Genomic DNA, 22040 nt, shown 5'->3' on the forward strand with positions numbered 1-22040 from the left:
TACCATAAAAAAAGAATGGATAGATTAAAAAAATCCATAAGATTCTATTAATTAAGATAACAAAAAAACCTCAGAACATAAAACTATCTGTTCTAAGGTTTGAATTAACCAATAATAATTTTTTCAGCTGGGTAAACATATCCGCGATCATGTTTTTCTTTTGGTATAAAAATCATTAACGTATAAAGCATGCCAATACGTCCAACAAACATGAGAATGGCTATAACAATTTTTCCAACTGGTGATAGAGAAGATGTAATACCAAGAGATAGTCCTGTCGTTCCAAAAGCTGAAGCGACTTCAACGATGAGAGCAATCATTGATTCTTTTTCTGTAATGGTCAAAATAAGAATCGATAAAAAGCACATAAAAGCTGATAAGTTAAATACAACAATGGCTTTTTTGATATCTGTTTTGTCAATTCGACGATTAAAAACCGTCACATTTTCTTGTCCTTTGATAAAACTGTACATGTATAAGCCGAGAATTGCGACAGTAGTAGTTCTGACACCCCCACCAACTGAACTTGGACTACATCCAATAAACATCAACATAGAAAAAAGTAGAAGAGTTGGGGTTTGAAAGTCATTTAGATTGTTCAACTGCAACCCAGCGTTTCTAGTGGTAGTTGAGTAAAACATGGAGGTTAGCCACTTTTGTGACTCCGTCATGTCGATAAATAGATGGTTTTTTTCGAGTAAATAAATTAAAATAGTTCCTACTATAAATAGGACAAGATAAATGCTGATAGCCAAACGACTAAAGAGAGAAAAGCGAAAAGGTAGACCGTGTTGTTTGTGTTTAAAAAAAATCCATTCTTTCACTTCCATTAATACTGGAAAACCGATTCCACCAATCATAATTAAAATCATTAAAACAGGTAAAAAGAAGAAATCATTTTTATATGGAGTGACTGATTCACCCGTTACATCAAACCCAGAATTCGTTACAGCAGAGATTGATTGATAAAAACCGTGGAATAGTGACTCAACGATATTTAAATGGTGCTCTGCAAAGTAAAAGTGAGTAGCAAAAACAATCCCGAAAACTAGTTGGATAACTAATAATGTCAACATAGTATTTTTAATTAATCTAATACTACCACTCAATTTTGGTGAGTTCATATCAGTCATAATGAGCTGTCTACGTTTTAGGGATATTTTTTTCTTTGAGAGGATAAAGAAGAAGGTTGATACCATCATAATCCCGAATCCACCGATTTGAAAGAGAATTTCAAGTAAAATAATCCCACGTTCATTAAATATCTCGTTAATATTAAACGTACTTAACCCTGTCACACTGATAGTACTGATGGCCATAAAAACCATATCAAATGTCGAGTAAGATGCATTATCTTGATGAAAATAGGGTATATTCAACAGAAAATAAGCGGCTGCTGTCATCAAAACATAATAGATAAAAATGATTTGAATACTTGATAGGTGCCGATTGATATAGCGAGTCCCATAATATTTTAGTTTCATATAAGAAAAATCTAAACGAGGCAAGTCATCTCCTCCTAATCTAGTTATGTTTCACTAGTATAACAACTTCTGTATTATTAAACCAGTCTTTACAAAAAAGTCACGAAATTTATTCTATCAGTTAATAAAAAAGCTGTATACCTAACCATTTTTATAAAACAAAAAAGTCATAAGAGATATCTATAAATCCTCTCTTATGACTTAAGCTTACATTATAGGTGAAAATAGTCTAGCTGTTTTTTGTTTGAATTTTAACCAAATAGACATCTCATCAATCGTTTGTTGTGTTAGTTGTGTTGATTGGTTTAAATCTTTGTTGAAGTAATGAGTCAATTCATTGTTGATTGATGCATCATACATCACAGCACTAGCTTCAAAGTTTAGTTTATAGCTTCTTATATCTTGATTTGCCGACCCAACGATACTGACATCATCATCCATAATGAGGACTTTTGAATGAAGAAAGCCACCTTCGTAAATAAAGACATCCACATCATACTTCATTGCGACTTGTGCAAAATACTGTGTTGCCCGGTATATAAATGGATGGTCTGGCTTATTTGGAATCATGATTTTTACATCAACACCTGATTGTTTGGCGATTTTTAATGCATCCAAAATCGTATCATCAGGAATGAAGTACGGAGTTTGAATCCAAACACGTTTTTTAGCACTTGTAATCAGTTTTGTGAAAGCTAATTTAATTTGTTGTTTTTCATCATGAGGTCCACTTGCAATGATTTGGATGTCTGTGTGAGCAGACTCATTTGGTTTTTCATGATACAGATAGTCTAGTTTGCCTAATAACTTTTCATTTTCAGGAACTGAAACATTCCAGTCAGATAAAAAACGTAATTCTAAAATTGAGGTAGCAGGGCCATTTATTCTAAGATGAGTATCGCGCCAATAACCAAATTTTTTAGTGGTTTCAACATATTGGTCAGCAATATTAAATCCTCCAATGTAGCTTGTTTTTCCATCTATGATGACAATCTTTCGGTGGTCATGGTAGTTGACACGGAATTTTAAAATAGCTTTCTCACTTGTAACGAATGTTTGAATTTTTCCTCCAGCTTCTATTAATTTAGCAAATTTACTTTTTTGGACACCTTTTGATCCTAACTCATCATAAAGTAAGCAAATTTCGACTCCTTCTTTTGCTTTTTCTGTTAATAAATCGACTACTTTCATACCCGTTTCATCTGTCACAAAAGCATAATATTCGATGTGAATAAACTTCTGTGCGTTTTTTATGTCATGAAGTAAGGATTCTAATTTCTTTTGTCCATCAACTAAAATCTTGACTTTGTTGTGGTGTGTTAGTGGTGTGTGATTTAAATTCGACATAAAATAGGCTAGTTGTTTGTGCTTACTATCACTTGGAATATCGTCATAGAGTTGCAATGTTGGATCATATATGTCCTCAAGTGTATTGAAATCAAGAGAAATTTGATGTTTGATATCATATCTTTCTTTTTTACTAAGACCTAAGCCGAAGAATAAGTATAAAATAAATCCTAAAAATGGTATAAACATAAAAACTAGCAACCAAGCCCATGTGACACTCGTATCACGTTCTCTATAAAATATTAAAAATAATGCAAACAACAAATTAATGAGGTAAAGAATAACTAAAAGGGTACTCATATATGTTAACTTCCTTTCTACTGATACCTTATTCTAGCAAAAAATAATTAATATACCTAGATATTTTTGTGAACTAGATGACTTAGTGGGATTTCTTTAATGTTTTAGCTAGTGTTTGCTTGGCATAGTGATCAGCCATTTTATTTTGTGATTCTGGAATCCACTCGATAGATAGATTATCAAAATCTTGAGCTAGTATTAAAAGATGCTCTAATAGCAGCGAGAAATCTTTGTTTTTTGCATATTTCTTATTAAAAGATGTTACGACAATATTACTATCAGAATATATAAATATAAGTTGACTGTTTAAATGATGTTCTAAGCAGTATTCCAGTGCTTTAATCATGGTTTGAAATTCTGCTGTATGATTATCACTGGCTTCTAGTTGAAATGTTTCAATTATCGTATCTTTTTCATTTTTTATAATAAAGCATCCAACACTTTTTTTATGTTTTGGGTGAGTAGATGCATCTGTGTAAATTTTTATCATAAAATGCCTCATTTCATTTTTTTATTCGTTTATATTGTGTTAGTATTATATATTAGATTAGAGTGAGTAGCGGAGGGTAGTAATGAGCGAGAATAAGATTCATATATATAGATATCAACCAATCTTAGCAGATACAGTGATTTATTGGTCTCTGACGTTTGTCTTATTTTTTGCAAGTATGATCGGGTTACTGGAGGAACAAGGAAAAATTAATGTGTTTAGTATAGTGACGTTTTTATTATTTTTATTATTTTTCTACTTAGGTACCAGACGAAAGTTAATTTTAACGCAGGATCAAATTAAAGTGACAGCCGTTCTGAAAAAAAATGAGTATACAATTGATATTGATAACATAAACAAAGTTCTTGTTGGTAAATATGGATTTACTTTAGTTACCAATCAAGGTCAAAAATCTTATTTGATGTTATCCTCATCTAAATTAAAATGTATAAAGTTGCTAGAACAATCGAACAAATTAGATTGTGTAATAAATGGGTATAAAAAAGGAGTTGACGACTAGTCAACTCTTTTTTCTTCTATAATAGATACATTTGAAGCTTGAGAGCCTCTAGCACCTTCTTTAATATCGAATAATACATGTTGCCCTTCAAATAAGGTTTTAAACCCATCCTGATCTATTGCCGTAAAATGAACGAAGATTTCCTCATCTTGATCGTAAATAATGAATCCGTATCCTTTCTTTACATCAAACCATTTAACTAAACCTTGCTTCATTTCACATTCCTCCAGGTTTTTTAGTATTACATCACTTATTATACGTTTCTAACGAACATTCGTCAAATAACAAAATTAACTTAAAATTGTCTCTAAATAAAGTTTGTTCTTTCAAAAAAATGTATTATACTGTACTTATTGTTTTAGACAAAATACATAGATTTATATTAATGAGGGAGACAAGTCGATGATTCTTTATTTGCTGATTATTATAGGAAGTATAGTACTAGATCAACTGACAAAAATAATGGTCGTACAAAATTTAGATTTATATGAAACAACAATGAAAAATCCTATCCTTTCAATTACGCATATTCGTAATGAGGGAGGGGCTTGGAGTATTTTTGAAGGACATATGTGGTTTTTCTTATTAGTAGGTATCATTGCATTGTGTATTTTTTCTTATTTACTTTATAAAAATAGATACAATAATAAGTGGTTGACTGTGGGATTAAGTTTTGTCATCGGAGGAACGGTGGGGAATTTTATTGATCGTTTTAGACAAGGTTATGTAGTCGATATGTTTCAAACCGAATTCATGAAGTTCCCGATTTTTAATGTTGCGGATATTTGTTTAGTAATTGGAGTAATTTGTATCTTTATTTACATTTTATTTTTTGATGAAGAAACTAACAATAAATAAGAATCTTGCGAAAAATTATAAAGAGTAGTAGAATGGAATTAATATAAATAGTGAGGATGATGCTATATGTCAAAAAATCACTTAGTTGACGAAGCAATTGAAAAATTAAAAGCAGCTGATATTAGAATAACACCACAACGATACGCTATTTTAGAGTATCTTATTGAGAGTCACACGCATCCAACTGCTGATGACATTTATAAAGAATTGGAAAGTCGTTTTCCAAATATGAGTGTCGCAACTGTATACAATAATTTGCGATTGTTTACAGAAATCGGCTTTGTCGTTGAGATGGCATATGGTGATTCTTCAAGTCGATTTGATTTTGCTACTGAAAAACACTACCATGCTATTTGCGAGAAGTGTAAAAAGGTAGTAGATGTGAATTACCCAGGATTAGGGGACGTTGAAGCAGCGACAGAAAAACTAACAGGCTTTAAGATAAATGACCATCGTTTAGAAATGTATGGTATTTGTCCAGATTGTCAAAAATTAGAAGAAGATTGATTCTAAAGTAAAACACCCAAATTACGTTGTGGGACTGAACCCCTAAAATGAGACAGTAATAAAAACACCTATGCGATTACTTTTTTCCGATAGTCAACTGGAGATAAGTAGTCGTATTTTTGTTGAATTCTTTCTTTATTATAATAGTTGATGAAATTTTGTACAGTTTCAATTACACTAATTGTAGAGCTTCCAAGCTCTGGGTGTAATGAGAACGTTTCAGACTTTAGGATGGAATGAAACGATTCTATTGGAGCATTATCTGCAGGAGTCCCTTTTCGGGACATACTTCTGGTAATGCTCTTTTCTTTTGTTGCGTGATAATAAGCATATGAAGTATACACAGAACCTTGATCCGAATGAAGTATACATTTATCTGGAAGTTTAGGTAATTTATTTAGTGTGTCTAAAACACAAGATATGTCCTGTTTTTCACTTATTGTATAAGAAAGTATTTCTCCATTAAACAAATCCATAATGCTAGAAAGATAGAGTCTTTTAGGACCATAATCAAGATAAGTGATGTCTGTTGTTAGTTTTTCTAGTGGCTTACTTGAACTAAAGTCTCTATCAATTATATTAGTAGTTTTAAAATAAATAGAACCTGGACGTTTTTCTTTCTTTATTTTCACCTGACAACTCCATCCATATTTTTGCATAATACGCTGAACAACTTTATGATTCACTTTTATCTTTTTACGAAGTAAAAAAGTGATTTTTCGATAACCATAAGTGAACTTGTTTTCTTTACACAGCTGCTCAATCATTTTAATTCGATTATCGGCAACATATTCTTTCTTAGACCAACGATAGTAAGTACTTCTAGCTATCCCAAAATAGTGACATAACCATGTTATAGATAGTTTTCCTTTATAAGAATCAACTAAATTTATGAATACTTCTTTTTCCACATCCTTTCCAACTCCTTGTATTTTTTTAAAACATCAATTTCCTGTTTCAAGTACTTGTTTTCTCTTTCTAGAACTTCTAAAGGCGAAAAGTGTTCATTACCTTTTCCATAAGTATATTGTTTTCCCACACCTTGAGAGAATCGATAAGATTCTCCATTTCTATACCATTTCCACCATGTTTTCACCTGAGTTTTATTCCAAATGTTGAGTTTATTCATAATTTCTGATGTTGTTTTACCTTCAAGTTTCATTTTTATAGCTTCTTCTTTTACTTCTACTGGATAAGCAATCCTTTTAACCATAAAAAATACACCTCCGTTAAATTCATTTTACATGAATTCAACAGGGGTGTTTTTATATTTGTCTCATCTTTTGGGGTCAGTTCCTTGTTTATAAAACAAGTGATTTGGGTGTTTTTTCTTATTTACTTCCAGACATCTCTAATAATTTATTTTTTAAGTCTTCTTCCATCATAGATAATTCTAATTCAGCATTACGGCGTTTTTCTTTACCTTCTTGTTGAATTTTGAGTGTTTCTTGGATGGTTTCAATTAAGTCATTTTGTGTTTTTTGTAATGTTTCGATATCGACAATACCACGTTCATTTTCCTTAGCTGTTTCAATAGCAGAAATTTTTAGCATTTCTGAGTTTTTAGCCAATAAATCATTGGTTGTCTCAGACACCTGACGTTGAGCAGTAACGGCGTCTTTTTGTCGTAACAATGTTAAGGCGATTGCCACTTGGTTTTTCCATAAAGGAATCGCTGTGTTGATAGATGCTTGAATTTTTTCAGCTAAAGCCTGATTTGTGTTTTGAATCAAACGAATTTGTGGTGCTTGTTGAATCGTAATCTGTCTCGCTAGTTTTAAGTCGTATGTTCTTTTTTCAAGACGATCAACAAATTGGTTTAAGTCATTTACAATTTGTGTATCCATTTGGTCGCCAGTTTTTTCAGCTAAAGCCATTGCTTCAGGAATTGTTTTAGTTTGAAGTTCTTCAATTTTCAATTCACCAGCAGCAATATAAATATTTAATGCATCAAAATAGTCTTTATTTTTATGATACAGTTGTTCAAGCATCGCATTGTCTTCTAATAAACCATTTTTTTCATGGTCTAATTTGACCGCTATTTTATCAATTTGAGCCCCGATTTTTTGATATTTGGCTGTGATTTCATAAATTGATTGTTTCACTTTTCCAAACATGCGTTTAAATAGATTGCCATCTCTTGCTTCTAATTCACTTGGACTAGCTTCGTTTAAACGATACATCAATTCAGTTAAAGAATCTCCCATTGGCCCAATATCTTGAGTTTGCACATGGTTTAACATAGTGTGTGAGAATTCACTTAATTTTTGTTGAGCTGCCACTCCATAACTTAAGATAGATTGACTGTCATTTGTATCGATTTGATTCGCAAGTTCTTGTGCTTGTTGTTTTCTTTCATCAGATAACTTGTCAATGACTTTTGTTGAAGTTTGAGCTTTAGCCACTTGTTGTTTTTTTTCTGCTTGAGTAAGTAAATCAGTTTGTTCAATCTCAGAAAAAGGGTTGCTAAGTAAATCATCTAATGTATTGTCAACAGGTTTTACTTCTTTTAATTCATCAGACATTAGTTTTCCTCCTGATCTTCAGATACATCTGTCTTTTGTTTGTCTCGGTTTGTATTTTGTTTTGCAATAGATATTTCAACTTCTAAATCTTCAATATCATCGCTGACAAAATTTTCATAATCTTTAATAATGAGTTGAGCCACATCTTCAATCGCAACAATGCTTTCATTTAATGTATCATAAGTTGCTTTACTTTTAATTTCATGATCTGAAATTTCAACGTATTTGTTGGTTAATTCCACTACATTAGGCAAATGGTTGTATAAGAATTTATCAGCTAGATGTAGTTTTTTTGGTTCTTTGACAAGCTCTTTAAACATCGCTTGAGATACTTTTAATGTATCGTATCTTAAATTTATCGCCTTTAGTTTTGGAACAGCTCTGAAGTTTTGCTCTAGTTGGTTGATTTGTTCTTTGGCTTCAGCTAAAGTGTTTCTAAAAAACTCAATCTCTTTGTCAGACATACCTGCTTCATAGTAATGTTCTTGTTTTTCTTTAGATAATCCTGGAACAACGTCTTTTTTATTTCGTTTGGAAAATTTTCGATAAATAAACCAAACAATCGCAATGATAAGCACTATTGGAATGAAATTTTCGTCAATCTCCGACAAAATACCCATTCCTATCAAGAAACCAATTATCGCAATGATTGTGTATTTCTTGTTTTTCATTTGTGTCACTCCTTCTATTTCTTGAATTTTTTGTATAGTAATAGTTTATCACAAGGAAGTAAAAACATTATCAGTCCCAAGTTTGATTTATAAATAAGTATAAGGTTACAGTAAGAGTTGTTGAAATAACACCTCTTTAAAGGTATCATAAACATAAATGACTCAAAACACAAGGAGCATACTAAGATGAAAGATAAATTTAATGAAGAGACTCTTGAGAGAAAAGAAATCTATAATGGCGCTATTATAGATGTGTGTATAGACAGTGTTGAATTACCAAACGGTAAAACAGCCAAACGTGAACTAGTTTTTCATAATGGTGCAGTAGGTATTTTAGCCATAACACCCATGAATCGCATTGTACTCGTAAGACAATACAGAAAAGCAATTGAAAAAAGTATCTTGGAAATACCAGCAGGAAAAATAGAAAAAAATGAAACAGATCCATTAGAAACAGCCAAACGTGAGTTAGAAGAAGAAACTTATTACCAGTGTGATCGTATGGAACAAGTGGCTGATTTTGTAACGTCACCAGGTTTTTGTAATGAGCGAATGGTATTATTTCAAGCACATGGGATCAAACGAGTTGAGAATCCATTACCTCGTGATGAAGATGAGTTTTTAGATATTGTAGAGTTATCATTAGAAGAAGCAAAAGAGCATATTCGTCTTGGTGACATTTGTGATGCAAAGACATTATATGCTATTCTATTATGGGAATTTCAAATGAAATAAGGAGTAAAGTATGTCAAAAGAAAAACCAAAAAAAACAGACACAACCTCACAACAAATTTTAACAAGAAGCCGCGTAAGAGAGGCAAATAAAAATGAAAAACGCAATGCTTGGTTAAACCGTGCGATTGTCATTATTGTCATTTTATTAGTCATTACACTATACGCTATCTTTAAACTATAAGGAGTCTTATATGAAAATTGGAATTATTGGGGCAATGGAACAAGAAGTTGTCTTATTAAAAAATCAACTTGAAAACAAAAAAGAGTGGCACGAAGCGGGTGTATCGTTTTACTCAGGAACGATTGGAAATCATGAAGTAGTCGTGACCCAATCAGGTATCGGAAAAGTATTAGCAGGACTAACAGCCACACTATTGATTAGTCATTATGATGTGGAGTGTTTAATCAACACAGGATCTGCCGGTGGAATTGGTGACGGATTAGCGATTGGTGATTTGGTAATTTCTGAAAAGTTAGCCTACTTTGATGCTGATGTTACAGCGTTTGGCTACAGTTATGGTCAAATGCCTCAGATGCCACTGTTTTATGAAGCAAGTGTCAAGCTGATAACTGCAGCACAACAAGCAGCTAAAGATAATCAACTAAACACACACAATGGGTTAATTGTATCAGGGGATACCTTTGTTCATAGTAAAGAGCAAATCAAACAAATTAAAGAGTATTTTCCAGATGTGTTAGCTAATGAAATGGAAGGCGCGGCGATAGCTCAAGTTGCTCATCAATATAAGTGTCCGTTTGTCGTGATTCGTGCAATTAGTGATGTCGGAGACGAGAATGCAAGTGTTAACTTTGATGAATTTATCATAGAAGCTGGCAAAAAATCTGCTGAAATGGTCATTCAATTAATTAAACAAATAAATTAAGGAGTGAGATGATGGAAGCTTTAATATCAATAGATTATACGAATGATTTTGTTGCAACTGATGGAAATTTAACGACCGGAGAGTTTGGTCAAGCGATAGAAACTGAGATGGTACGATTAACCAATCAATTTATCGACGAAGGGAATTATGTTGTTTTTGCTATTGATTGCCATGATTCACAAGATAAGTATCATCCTGAAAATAAATTATTCCCATCCCATAACTTAGTAGGCACAAGTGGTCGTGATTTATACCAAGGTCTAAATGATGTGTATCAAAATAATAAAGACAAAGAGACGGTGTATTGGATTGACAAACGTCACTATTCAGCATTTAGTGGAACAGATTTAGATATCCGTTTGAGAGAAAGAAACATCCGTACAGTTCATCTTGTTGGTGTTTGTACAGATATTTGCGTGTTACATACGGCAATTGATGCTTATAATTTAGGTTATAATATTGTGATACATGAAAAAGCTGTCCAAAGTTTTGATCAAGTAGGGCATAATTGGGCATTAGGACATTTTAAAAACACACTAGGTGCAATAGTTTTATAAATATAAAGATGACAGTTAGACGTGAAAAATCTAAACTGTCTTTTTTATTTCAGTTAAGCATACTGGGAAAGATTTAAATATGTCAGAGTTAAATAAATGAATATCCCATAAATGTTTAAAAAATGTAAGATATATGTTAAACTGACTTAGCGTTATATTTTAATTAGGAGGTTTTTTATGAAAAAAATTGAACAAAAAGGTAGAGTGACTTTTGGAGAAGCAGTAAGTGATTTTTTTAAAGGTTATTTTGATTTTAGCGGAAGAACAACAAGAGCAGGCTATTGGTGGGCCCAGCTGTCAATTGTTATAGTTTATATTATTCTTTATATTTGGACTATTTCAACTGTGATTGGCAGTATATATGGAGAACCTAATATGTTGCCCATTATATTATTAGTATTATTTACTCTTGCTATTATTATACCATCGATATCTATTCAAGTAAGACGTTTAAGAGATTTAGGGATAAAAGGCAAAGCGTTATTAGGTCTTTTTATCATATATTATGGTCTAACATATACTTGGTTATTTTCTTTTTATTTAAATGCAATAGGAAACATTGCTTCTACAGTGTCGAATTCATTATCAACAGGAGAACTGTCAATATTTTCTAATCAATCATCACTTATCATGTTTTTATTTACCGTTATCAGTATTTTTATGTCTATTTCAATGTTTTTACCAACAAATTATTTTGTCACAAACAGTGAACATCCGTTTATTACATTTTTATTTGTTAGTAAAAAAGATATCACTGAACTAACAGAGATTGTAGAAAATAGTGAAACAAATACGATAAATGATAATTTTCATGAAAATGAAAAGATTTAAAAAGTAATCTACTTCGAATCTTTTTAAAATTAAATCACTACAATATTAACCCCCATATCATCAATGATGTTATCAATTGATGATATGGGGGTTGCTGAGTTAAAAGTTAAGTAACAATTTGATTAAACTAATCGCGACTATTGTTTGAATCAATCCAACACTACCGGCATAGGCTAAAAATCTCGGTCCTTCTTTGAAAAATTCTCTAGCATTAATACGTAAACCAATCGCGGCTAGTGCTGTAATTTCAAACCATCCACTAATAGAGTGTGTCGTTTGACTAAGAAGAGTAGGAAAGTGAATCACACTATTTAATACACAACAAACGATGAATCCAATAATATACCATGGAAGTGGAAATTTTTTCTTTTTGTTTGCTGTTTGTGTGTTAGTTTCGGCAGTGTCGTTATTTTGTTGCGCTACTTTTCCAAAGACAAATACCACAACCGCTAAAAACATGATCCGTAAAATTTTAAATAAAGTTGCCATTTCCACGACGTCTGGACTGACCATGTTTGCACTGGCAATCACTTGTCCAACAGATTGAAGTGTTCCTCCAATTAAAGCACTTTTTGCCATGACACTTTCTGAGAAAACAGCTCCACCAACAAGCGGTAGTGTTAACATCATGACTGTTCCAAGTAAATTAACCAGAGTGATGATTTGCCCTTTTTCTTTGTCCTTTGCACCAATTTCTGGAGCAATCGCCCCTATTGCTGACGAGCCACATACGGCATTTCCTCCAGCCATCATAAGAGACATCGTTTGACTAAATTTCAATTTTTTTCCAATAAAGTAAGCCGCTAGTATGGTAATCGTCATCTGCAATATAATAAAAATGACCCCAGAACCACCGATTTGAGCAATGGTTTGAAACGTAACAGTTGTTCCTAATAGAACGATAGAAAGTTCTAATAATGTTTTTTCAGAGAACTTAGTTCCTTTTTGCCAGATAGGTTGATTGAAAAAAATATTTCCTAATAAAATTCCTAATAAAATGGCAATCGTTCCTGCACCTAATGACGGTAACCATATAGCAATTATTTTTGATAAACAAGCAATCCCCAAAGATAGAAGAAGGCCAGGTAAAAGTGTCTGATTAAATTGTTTCATGTTCATCCCTCCAAAGTTAACTTAATTAAATTATACTTGTTTCATTTACATTTTAAAAATAAATAGTTAGAATATTAACTATTAGAAAAATAAATAGTAGGTGTGAAAATGTTTAAATTGTTTGTGACATTTAAAGAAGCATATGAAACTAGAAACTTTACTAAAGCAGCTGAAAATCTGTATATTTCTCAACCATCTGTTTCTAGTCAGATCAAATTATTAGAAGAAGAATTGAAATGCAAATTATTTACCAGAAAGTCGAAACAAGAGATGTCGCCAACTAAAGAGGCAACTATTTTGTATAATCGACTATTAAATTTGGAAGACGATTGGTTAGAAACCAAGCGTTTGATTCGGCATGTTGGAAAGGATCCAGTGAAGTGTGTGATTAGCGCGTCAAACACTTTTTCCATCTATTATTTACCAGACTTAATGAGTGTGTTGATAGAAAAATTTCCAGATGTCTATTTTGAACTTGAGATGCACAATTCAGAAGAAGTATTAGAAAATGTGCAACAACATCGTGCTCATTTTGGTTTTATTGAAAAGCCATTGGAAACTGGTTCAGTGTATCGGCAAGCGTTTTTATCGGATGAACTGGTTATCGCTGGTGATTTAACAAGTGAGTTATGGCTGTGTCGCGAGGATATATCAGGAGTTTATCATTATACAAAACGCTATTTCTTACAGGAAAATATTCAACCAAAACGTTTGTGTGTTAAGAACAATGAGATGATTATTAGATTACTTGAAAAAGGAATTGGTAAAAGCATTATTTCTCGAGTATCTGTTCCTGAAAATATGTCTTATAAAGAGTTAGGGACAAACTATAAACGGTTGTTTTATTTTCTTAAAAAGGATTATTTAACACATCCAGTTTTATTAGAAATTGAAAAAACAATTGAACAATATCCTAAAAAAAAGGACGGAGAATAGCTTATTCTTCGGCCTTTTTATAATGCTTCTTTTTGAGAATCATATCTACTTTTTGTAGAAAAGTTAAATTTAATGGGAACTTAACCATGATGAGTGGTGTACGTGTGTATAAAGATTGTTCGAAAGTTTCATGAAAGGGCGTAAGTACGATATCTGTATCCCCTTCCAAGTAGACAGAATCATAGTTAATTTGGTTATTAAAGTATAGATTTAAATAGTCTTTGATTTGTTGCTGATGTAATTTATCAAAAGCAGGCTCGATATATATTGATAAGGTTTTGTGTAGATGTTTTGAATCGACAAAATAGAGAAATCTAAAGAAATATTGCTGTAGGAGCGTTTCTACTTGATTTTGTGGAATAAACCCTGTATCTATTAACCTTTCTTGAATAATATTAGAAAAGATAGATGTAATAATGGGGTATTGTTTTAGATTGTAGTGGACAGTTACACCATATTTATATTCAAAGACTAATTGGTTGAAAATCATTGTGACAAAACTTGTGTAAAAGATATCACGTTTAATCAGATAAGCCTCTTCGTCGGTTAATGGACGAAACAAATAAAATAAATCATTAAAAATTAAATCAGTAGTGGTCATTAGGTCTAATTGATACTTATCAAAAAAATTATAAACTAAGTTAGTATCTTGCATTCGATTTAATTCTTCATCAAGGGTCATGATATAAAAAAAGTAAGCAATTTCTTTTTTATTAAATACATAATAATGATTAAACAGCTCCTCAACGTATGGAAAAATAGGATGCATAATAAGTTCACGGCTAAATTTATCATGAATAGAAATAAATTGGTTAAATCCAATGCGTTGTAGATGTATTAAAAAGATATTTAAGGTTTTTTGCTTTTTAACTGCAGATACAGTCATATTTGCCTTTTTAAAAAAGGTATCAAATTGTTTGTTTAATTCTTGATAGTTAATTCCTTCCAGTAAAAAATAAGTTTCGCGACTTACCATCGTATCAAATAGTGCAATGAAATAGCGAATTCTTCGCTCATCTCCTACTAACTTTAAATGCATTAAATCGATACCATAATTTTGACATGCTTCTTTAATTCGTTTTATGTTTTTCCGGACCGTAGTCTCACTTAGAAAATGTTTTTGGCAATAGTTTGTAACCGAAATAATTTGTTGATTGATGATGTCATTAAGAAGGCTCATAGTTTGACTTTGTTGAATCACAAACTTTTTAAAATCTTCAAAGTCATTGGAGTAATCAGTGATCTTAATTCCTTTAATCTTTAGATATTCAATAGTTAATTGATCATTGTTGATCAGATCGTATTGTTTTTTTAATTCCATAATATCTTTTAAGTAGTGTTGTACTGTTCGTTCTGAGATATCTAATTCTTTAGAAAGATAGGATGTTTGAGTCCAGTCATAATGATTATAGATGACGTTGATAATAGAAATGGTCATTTTTATTTTTGGTTCAAGTAATAAATTAATCAACTATTTCATTCCTTTCAAACAAATAAACTAGATATACTAGCATGTAAATTATAATCTGTTTTATTAAAAAAAACAATTCGTATAAAAAGAGATTTTAGATCAATAAAATCAAAGTTTATTAGTTTTTTTTTCATTATGTGTTCTAAGTTAAATATGAATTAAGCGTTATACTATCGTTGCGCTAAAAGTTGTGGGCAATGTCTGTTAACTCTTTGACGATTTTATCATGCTATAGCATTTTAATAGTTATGTAAAGAAAAATGAATTTATTTTTAGATGTGTAGAGAGAGGGTTTAAATCATGCAAAACACAAAAAAATTATCTTTATTTAGTTTTTTTGCTATGACGGCATCATTATTTATTACAGTTTATGAATATCCAACATTTGCCGAATCAGGCAAGACACTAATTTTTTTCTTACTGGTTTGTGGACTATTTTGGTTTTTACCAGTTGCTTTATGTGCAGCAGAAATTGGGACCGTCGAAGCATTTGATGGTGGCGGAATATTTGGTTGGGTTGGAAAAACATTAGGAGAAAAATTTGGCTTTGCGGCTATTTTCTTTCAGTGGTTTCAAATCACAGTTGGTTTTGTCACGATGAGTTATTTCATTATTGGTGCTTTATCGTATGCACTGAAGTTTCCAGAGATGAATGACAATAAGCTCATTAAATTTTTAGTGGTAGTTTTAATTTTTTGGTTATTAACATTTTTACAATTTAAAGGGACAAAAACCACATCTCAAATTGCAAAAGCTGGTTTTGTGATAGGCATTATTATTCCAGTCACTGTTCTACTGATTTTTACCATTAAATATGTGATGAGTGGCCATGCTATTACTCACTCTTTTATGGATAAATCATTTTTCCCTAATAAGCAAACCTTCTCATCGTTGGTGACTTTTATTTTAGCCTATGTTGGGGTGGAAGCTTCAGCATCGCATATTAAATCACTGGATAATCCACAAAAAAACTATCCATTGATGATGATTTATTTAGTTATTACGGGCATTGTACTAAGTACGATTGGTGGAACCACCGTTTCAATGGTCGTACCAGCGAAACAACTGTCGTTAAATAGTGGAGTGATTCAAGCATTTGAAACATTGATTTTGAAAGGCAATCCTCATCTATCATGGTTAGTCGAAATCCTTGCGATTATGTTGGCATTTGGAGTGTTAGCTCAAGTTAGTTCATGGATTGTGAGTCCGACAGAAGGCTTGCGCTATGTTGCCGATCAAGGATTACTTCCTAAAAGCTGTCAAAAAATTAATAAAAATGGGGTACCAACCTCTTTACTAATCTTACAAGGTGTTATCGTGACCATTTGGGCTGCCGTTTTAACTTTTGGTGGTGGAGGGAATGCTGTATCATTTTTAACCGCCATTTCATTGACAGTGGTGATTTATTTATGTGGGTATTTACTATTTTTTATTGGGTATTTTGTTTTAATTTTTAAGAAATCAAATCAACAATTAAAACGAGCTTATGAAGTACCAGGAGGAAGAAAGGTAAAAACGTTGTTAGCAAGTTTGGGTATGGTGATGTCTTTATTAGCATTAGTTTCTTCCTTTATTGCGCCAAGTGAATTAAAAGCAAACGAAGCGAAAACCTACTTAATAACACTAGCTTTTAGTTCTATTATAACCGTATTGTTACCATTTGTTTTTTATCACATATATGGAAAAAAACATTCGATTAATTTAAACAATGAAGAAAGAAAGTGATTAATGTGCAAATGATTAAACAGGAATTTAAACAGTTATTTCATAATAAAATACTATTAATATCTGTGATAGCTATCTGTTTTATTCCGATATTATATTCGAGTGTATTTGATAAATCTGTTTGGGATCCATATAACCGCTCGAGTCATTTACCTGTTGCCGTGGTAAATGAAGATCAACCTGTTGAAATGCTGGGTCAAAAAATTGATGTTGGGAAAAGTGTCATTGATGAATTGAAGCATAACAAACAACTTAAATGGGAATTTGTTGATGCAAAGCAAGCAATGGATGGTATGAAAGACTTGAAATATTACATGATTGTCACGATTCCAAAAGATTTTTCAAAAAATGCAACAAGTCTTTTAAATCCTTCTCCAAATCAAATGGAAATTCAGTACACAACAAATGGGTCACTGAATTATATTGGATTAGATATGGCACAAATTGGAGCCAAAGAGTTGGAAGCAAAAGTGCGAGAAAGTGTCACCGCAGCTTATGTTAAAACAGCTTTAGTGCTTGGTCAAAAGGGTAAACAAGATTTAATAAAATTAACCAATGGCTCAAAAGAACTTGCAACAGGTAGTAAAAAACTTGATAACGGTTTGGGTGAATATACGAATGGTGTGTCTACTGCAGCTAATGGCTCCAATACGTTAGCAAATGGTGTAAACGAATTAGCATCTAATGTTTCTCCGTTAAAACAAGGGGTAACAGAATTACAAAATGGTGCGACACAATTATCTAATGGATTAAACGAAGTAAATGATAAACTTCAACCACTTTCAGGAAAATTAAATGACGTTGGAAGTGGTGTGACAGATTTACTAAATGGTACAAAAGAGTTAGAAGCCAGTTTAAGAAATGTGGAAGCCAGTTTATCAGGATCTTCAGCTAATCTGTTAAAACAAGATATTGAAAAGATTAATCAACAAGTTGAATCAGTTTTAAATGATTCAAAAGAGTTGAGTGACGTTTCTAGTGTGTCAACTGCTTTGTCAACTGATCTAATTGGATTAAGTAATCAATTATCAGGGTTTAGCCAAGTGATTGGAAAAATCAATCAGACAGTCTCTCAGGACACACAACAATTTGAACAAGTGTTAGAAGGTATCATTCAACAAAATAGCCGAATAAGTGATGACGTTAAACAAGAGTTGATCGCACAACTATCACAACAAGTCACTAGTTTCTCGACACAATTAGTGACAGATATAAAAAATTCTTCAGCTGACATTGATAGTATCGTTAGTCAAGTTCAAACAGGACTAAATGATGCAAGTCAGCAAGCAAAATCATTATCACAACAAGCAACGATGATGAGCCAATTAGCTAAAGGATTATCAGATAATACTGGAGAAATGAAAGAATCCATTTCAAATATAAAAGCAGGAACCACCGATTTATTGGAAAACTTTGGTAACAATGTCAACTTAGCCAACACACAAAATGTGTTACATGAATTAGAAACAGGATTATCTCAAGTGGATAACCTAGTGAATGAAGCGCCTGTTGCGTTAAACGGAATAAATCGTTTGTCTGCAGGAAGTGATGCCTTAACAAATGGATTAAATACAATGTCAGGTAAAATGCCAGAACTTATATCAGGGGTCACACGTTTAGATGGTGGGGCCAATGAATTAAGCCAAGGACTTACAAAATTAACAGACAATACACCGACATTAATGAGTGGAGCCAATCAACTAACAGTTGGTGCAACAACGATGGCCAGTGCATTAACACAAGCAGATAAACTCGTTAGTCGTATGACATTTAATAATAAAAACGTCAAAATGTTCGCAGCCCCAACAGGGTTACAAAATATTGAATACAGTAAAGTAAAAAATTATGGTCAAGCTTTAGCACCATATATTATGTCACTTGCTTTATTTGTTGGCTGTATTGTATTCAACTTTATATTCCCAATCAGACGTGTCTCAATGGAGGGACAATCCAGTCGTGATTGGTGGTTAAGTAAAGTTGCGATGGGATTTGTCGTCTCAACCATTATGGCGATTATTGAAGCGACTATCATGTTGTTATTAAAATTGCCTGTCGATCAAGTTGGAAAACTTTATCTAGTGGGAATTGTAACTGCATGGAGTTACATGTTCTTGATTATGTTTTTAGCTATGACATTTGATAATCCAGGTCGATTTGTTGCGATGATTTTATTAGTGTTACAACTTGGAGGAGCTGGAGGAACATTCCCATTACCATTACAGAATAGTTTCTTTAATGCCATCCATCCTTATTTACCAATGACCTATTCGGTTTACGGATTTAGAGAAGCCATTTCAAGAGGGATTGGGGCACCAATGTTTAATAGAAGTATTATCACCTTATTATGCATCTTTGTTTTCTTTGTTATTCTTTTAAGATTTTCAATGGATTACTTGCAAAGAAAACATTTGGAAAATATATCTGCTTTAAATGATAATCAAAAATTACAAGCTTTAGAAAAATAATATTTTTAAATGAGATATCTATCCCATTTTATATAATTTAAAATTTTTAGGAGGTCTAGTTATGACTAGCGAAAAAAATCAATCAGTAGTACCTATATTTGGCTCAAATGCATCAGAAGAAGCAGTAATGTTGGATAAAATGAGAATGGATCCAATCAATCCATCTATTGCTTATCGTTTAATAAAAGATGAGTTAATTAATGAAGGAAATGCTCGTCAAAACTTGGCGACATTTTGTCAAACTTATATGGAACCAGAAGTGACAGCTATTATGGCAGAAACAATGGAAAAAAATGCAATTGACAAATCTGAATATCCCCAAACGGCAGCTATGGAACAAAAATGTGTGAAGATGATTGCCGATTTATGGCATGCACCAAATCGAGATCGGGTGATGGGGACTTCAACTGTCGGATCAAGTGAAGCTTGTATGCTTGGTGGTATGGCGATGAAATTTAGATGGCGAGATCGTGCTAAGAAAAATGGATTAGATATCAATGCCAAACGACCAAACCTAGTTATTTCATCTGCTTATCAGGTATGTTGGGAAAAATTCTGTGTGTACTGGGATATTGAAATGCGTGAAGTCCCAGTTGATAGTGAGCATTTAAGCATCAACACAGATACTGTCATGGATTATGTTGATGAGTATACGATTGGAATTGTCGGTATTTTAGGCATTACTTACACTGGAAAATTTGACGACATAAAAAAATTAGATGAGTTGGTTGAAGAATACAATCAAACACACAATCAAGACTTAGTGATTCATGTGGATGCAGCAAGCGGTGGTTTATTTGTCCCATTTATCGAACCAGATTTATTATGGGATTTTAGATTGAAAAATGTGGTATCTATCAATTCTTCTGGTCATAAATATGGCTTAGTTTATCCAGGTGTTGGATGGGTACTATGGAAAGACGAAGAGTATCTACCAAAAGAATTGGTTTTTGAAGTGAGTTATTTAGGTAGTGTCATGCCAACAATGGCAATTAATTTTTCTAGAAGTGCTAGTCAAATTATTGGTCAATACTATAATTTCTATCGTTTTGGATTTAATGGCTACAAAGAAATTCATGAGCGTACTAAACGTGTGGCGATGTCATTAGCTAAAACAGTAGAAGACACTGGTCTGTTTAAAATGTTTAATACTGGAGAAAACTTACCAATTGTCTGCTTTACATTAAGAGAAGATGCTAATGTTGAGTGGTCACTATATGATTTATCAGATCGCTTGCAAATGAGAGGATGGCAAGTTCCATCTTATCCATTTCCTAAGGATATGCAAGACACGATTGTACAACGCTTTGTGTGTCGTGCTGATATGGGACAAAATATGGCAAATGCTTTTGCAAAAGATTTTAATGCGGCGATTAAAGAATTAAATCATGCAAGAATTTTGTGTCACGAAGAACCCAAAAAAACAACAGTTAAACCAGAACACTAAAAAAGATATTGAATAAATTGTGAAAATGTATTTCAATATGTATCAAAAAAATAGAAAATAATATTCATGAATTAGATAAAATTAAAAAATATAATACTTATATTGAATCAATTAAATAACTAATTCTTATTAGACATTAGTTAAAATCAGGAGGAACAATCATGAAAAAAACTGCATTATTAAGTGTCACTGTCGGAGCAACATTATTATTACTTTTAGGTGGCTGTGGATCAAAAGAAGAAGTGAAAGGAACAGTTGAAGCTGGGACAGTTGCTTCTACAACAGAAACACTTAAAGACGGTGAAAAAGTTGATGTAGAAAGTGTGAGCCTTAAAGATGATGGTTCATTTAAAGAAATCATCAAAGGTGACAATGATCCAAAAGTAAAATTAGAAGCAAAATATGATACTGACTGGCAAGATAAAAGCTGGGAAGACGTTGATTTTAAAATCGATAAAGTAAAAATCGTCGAAGTTGATAAATACAAAGACAAAGAAAATAATGAATACAAAGGCTTAATGTCTATGGACTTTACATTAAAAAATGATGGAAAAGAAGATGTCAGCATCCATCCAAGTGATGCAGTATTAGTCTTAAAAGATGGTACAGAAATCACAGGTAAACATTTTAGAGACTACTGGGAAGATATCTTTGCTAAAGACAAACAAAAAGACGGCCATGTTTATTTTACCTTTGATAAGTTAGAACAAGCTGATCAAGTCAAAGAAATCAAATTAACATTTGACGGACACAAAAAAGGTGATGACAGCGAAAAAGTTGAACACACTTATGATGTGAAATTACCTCTAGAACTACAAAAATAAGGAATAGGACGTGTTAAAAATGACAGACTATGAAAAAAAAGAAGAAAAAGCAATCAATAAAATCTCTAATGTTTTAACAAATTTAGATGAAACATTAGCTAAAATTGACGATGAAATGGAAAAAGGTCATGAAAAATCAGTAAAATGCTGGTTTGAAGAAAAGAAAGCCATTCATGAAATCAAAAAAATATTACATGAAATAGATAAATACGAAAACTATAATGAAAAAGAATTAGATAATCTTGTAGATGAATGGGATTAATAATTATTTGACAGTTTAGTCGACATTTCTTTTGAACATACCTTTTAATCAAGCGGAGTAATGAAAATTATTCCGCTTGATTTAGTAT

At 32.2% G+C, this 22040-nt stretch carries 23 protein-coding genes; 14 read left to right on the top strand and 9 right to left on the bottom strand.

From position 1 onward, the window contains the following. Positions 1 to 104 precede the first annotated feature (104 nt). The 3 genes from BW731_RS09770 to BW731_RS09780 form a co-directional block, all read right to left on the bottom strand. Entirely contained in the window at positions 105 to 1484 is a 1380-nt protein-coding gene (locus BW731_RS09770) for a TrkH family potassium uptake protein (RefSeq protein ID WP_079348625.1), read from the bottom strand. 207 nt (positions 1485 to 1691) lie between these two features. Continuing rightward, positions 1692 to 3131, bottom strand: coding sequence for a cardiolipin synthase (gene cls, locus BW731_RS09775; protein WP_079347752.1), 1440 nt, complete (start codon positions 3129 to 3131; stop codon positions 1692 to 1694). Between the two features lie 82 nt (positions 3132 to 3213). Further along, complete coding sequence (locus BW731_RS09780; RefSeq protein ID WP_158080203.1) at positions 3214 to 3621, bottom strand: ribonuclease HI family protein; 408 nt, start codon at positions 3619 to 3621, stop codon at positions 3214 to 3216. 82 nt (positions 3622 to 3703) lie between these two features. On the opposite strand from BW731_RS09780, the gene BW731_RS09785 reads away from it, so the two are divergent. Further along, entirely contained in the window at positions 3704 to 4141 is a 438-nt protein-coding gene (locus BW731_RS09785; protein ID WP_079347756.1) for an EbsA family protein, read from the top strand. Here BW731_RS09785 and BW731_RS09790 read toward each other — a convergent pair. After that, on the bottom strand, positions 4138 to 4356 hold the full coding sequence (locus BW731_RS09790; RefSeq protein ID WP_079347758.1) for a cold-shock protein: 219 nt from the start codon (positions 4354 to 4356) through the stop codon (positions 4138 to 4140). The two genes, BW731_RS09785 and BW731_RS09790, sit on opposite strands and share 4 nt — an antisense overlap. A 187-nt stretch (positions 4357 to 4543) precedes the next feature. Here BW731_RS09790 and lspA point away from each other — a divergent pair, with 187 nt between their 5' ends. After that, a complete protein-coding gene (gene lspA / locus BW731_RS09795; RefSeq protein WP_079347760.1) occupies positions 4544 to 4999 on the top strand; it encodes a signal peptidase II in 456 nt (151 codons plus the stop codon). A 66-nt stretch (positions 5000 to 5065) separates the two neighbouring features. Beyond that, on the top strand, positions 5066 to 5506 hold the full coding sequence (locus BW731_RS09800) for a Fur family transcriptional regulator (protein WP_079347762.1): 441 nt from the start codon (positions 5066 to 5068) through the stop codon (positions 5504 to 5506). A gap of 68 nt (positions 5507 to 5574) precedes the next feature. Here BW731_RS09800 and BW731_RS09805 read toward each other — a convergent pair. The 3 genes from BW731_RS09805 to BW731_RS09815 form a co-directional block, all read right to left on the bottom strand. Further along, positions 5575 to 6719 (bottom strand): IS3 family transposase gene (locus tag BW731_RS09805; protein ID WP_143592776.1). Its coding sequence is split into 2 segments (ribosomal slippage): positions 5575 to 6437 and positions 6437 to 6719, totalling 1146 coding nucleotides; the frame shifts between segments, so codons are not numbered across the junction. Positions 6720 to 6837: 118 nt separating this feature from the next. Next, entirely contained in the window at positions 6838 to 8031 is a 1194-nt protein-coding gene (locus BW731_RS09810; protein WP_079347764.1) for a toxic anion resistance protein, read from the bottom strand. Beyond that, on the bottom strand, positions 8031 to 8702 hold the full coding sequence (locus tag BW731_RS09815) for a 5-bromo-4-chloroindolyl phosphate hydrolysis family protein (protein ID WP_079347766.1): 672 nt from the start codon (positions 8700 to 8702) through the stop codon (positions 8031 to 8033). The genes BW731_RS09810 and BW731_RS09815 overlap by 1 nt, the downstream gene beginning before the upstream one ends. A gap of 186 nt (positions 8703 to 8888) precedes the next feature. Here BW731_RS09815 and BW731_RS09820 point away from each other — a divergent pair, with 186 nt between their 5' ends. The 5 genes from BW731_RS09820 to BW731_RS09835 all read left to right on the top strand — a co-directional run bounded on the left by BW731_RS09820 (position 8889) and on the right by BW731_RS09835 (position 11709). Next, positions 8889 to 9437 (top strand): NUDIX hydrolase, encoded by a 549-nt coding sequence (locus BW731_RS09820; protein WP_079347768.1) that lies wholly within the window; start codon positions 8889 to 8891, stop codon positions 9435 to 9437. 10 nt (positions 9438 to 9447) lie between these two features. Next, a complete protein-coding gene (locus tag BW731_RS12655; RefSeq protein WP_157093645.1) occupies positions 9448 to 9618 on the top strand; it encodes a hypothetical protein in 171 nt (56 codons plus the stop codon). 10 nt (positions 9619 to 9628) lie between these two features. Continuing rightward, positions 9629 to 10321: a 5'-methylthioadenosine/adenosylhomocysteine nucleosidase gene (locus BW731_RS09825; protein WP_079347770.1), complete on the top strand. Its 693-nt coding sequence runs from the start codon at positions 9629 to 9631 to the stop codon at positions 10319 to 10321. A gap of 11 nt (positions 10322 to 10332) precedes the next feature. Beyond that, positions 10333 to 10878, top strand: a complete 546-nt coding sequence (locus BW731_RS09830; RefSeq protein WP_079347772.1) for a cysteine hydrolase family protein — start codon at positions 10333 to 10335, stop codon at positions 10876 to 10878. 177 nt (positions 10879 to 11055) lie between these two features. Then, positions 11056 to 11709, top strand: a complete 654-nt coding sequence (locus BW731_RS09835; RefSeq protein WP_079347774.1) for a DUF805 domain-containing protein — start codon at positions 11056 to 11058, stop codon at positions 11707 to 11709. A 99-nt stretch (positions 11710 to 11808) separates the two neighbouring features. Here the strand turns inward: BW731_RS09835 and BW731_RS09840 are convergent, their stop codons facing one another. Then, positions 11809 to 12828, bottom strand: a complete 1020-nt coding sequence (locus BW731_RS09840) for a YeiH family protein (RefSeq protein WP_143592777.1) — start codon at positions 12826 to 12828, stop codon at positions 11809 to 11811. 102 nt (positions 12829 to 12930) lie between these two features. Here BW731_RS09840 and BW731_RS09845 point away from each other — a divergent pair, with 102 nt between their 5' ends. Continuing rightward, a complete protein-coding gene (locus tag BW731_RS09845) occupies positions 12931 to 13758 on the top strand; it encodes a LysR family transcriptional regulator (RefSeq protein WP_079347778.1) in 828 nt (275 codons plus the stop codon). 1 nt (position 13759) lies between these two features. Here BW731_RS09845 and BW731_RS09850 read toward each other — a convergent pair whose 3' ends face one another. Then, positions 13760 to 15229, bottom strand: coding sequence for a helix-turn-helix domain-containing protein (locus BW731_RS09850; RefSeq protein ID WP_079347779.1), 1470 nt, complete (start codon positions 15227 to 15229; stop codon positions 13760 to 13762). A gap of 300 nt (positions 15230 to 15529) precedes the next feature. On the opposite strand from BW731_RS09850, the gene BW731_RS09855 reads away from it, so the two are divergent. The 5 genes from BW731_RS09855 (at position 15530) to BW731_RS09875 (ending at position 21952) form a co-directional block, all read left to right on the top strand. Further along, positions 15530 to 16954, top strand: a complete 1425-nt coding sequence (locus BW731_RS09855; RefSeq protein WP_079347781.1) for an amino acid permease — start codon at positions 15530 to 15532, stop codon at positions 16952 to 16954. Then, positions 16951 to 19419: a YhgE/Pip domain-containing protein gene (locus BW731_RS09860; RefSeq protein ID WP_079347783.1), complete on the top strand. Its 2469-nt coding sequence runs from the start codon at positions 16951 to 16953 to the stop codon at positions 19417 to 19419. The genes BW731_RS09855 and BW731_RS09860 overlap by 4 nt, the downstream gene beginning before the upstream one ends. Before the next feature lie 61 nt (positions 19420 to 19480). Then, entirely contained in the window at positions 19481 to 20866 is a 1386-nt protein-coding gene (locus BW731_RS09865) for a glutamate decarboxylase (RefSeq protein WP_079347785.1), read from the top strand. 161 nt (positions 20867 to 21027) lie between these two features. Beyond that, on the top strand, positions 21028 to 21690 hold the full coding sequence (locus BW731_RS09870; protein WP_079347787.1) for a hypothetical protein: 663 nt from the start codon (positions 21028 to 21030) through the stop codon (positions 21688 to 21690). Positions 21691 to 21709: 19 nt separating this feature from the next. Further along, positions 21710 to 21952 (top strand): hypothetical protein, encoded by a 243-nt coding sequence (locus tag BW731_RS09875; protein ID WP_079347789.1) that lies wholly within the window; start codon positions 21710 to 21712, stop codon positions 21950 to 21952. Positions 21953 to 22040 lie beyond the last annotated feature (88 nt).

Source organism: Vagococcus martis (assembly GCF_002026305.1).
GTDB classification, from domain to species: Bacteria; Bacillota; Bacilli; order Lactobacillales; family Vagococcaceae; genus Vagococcus; species Vagococcus martis.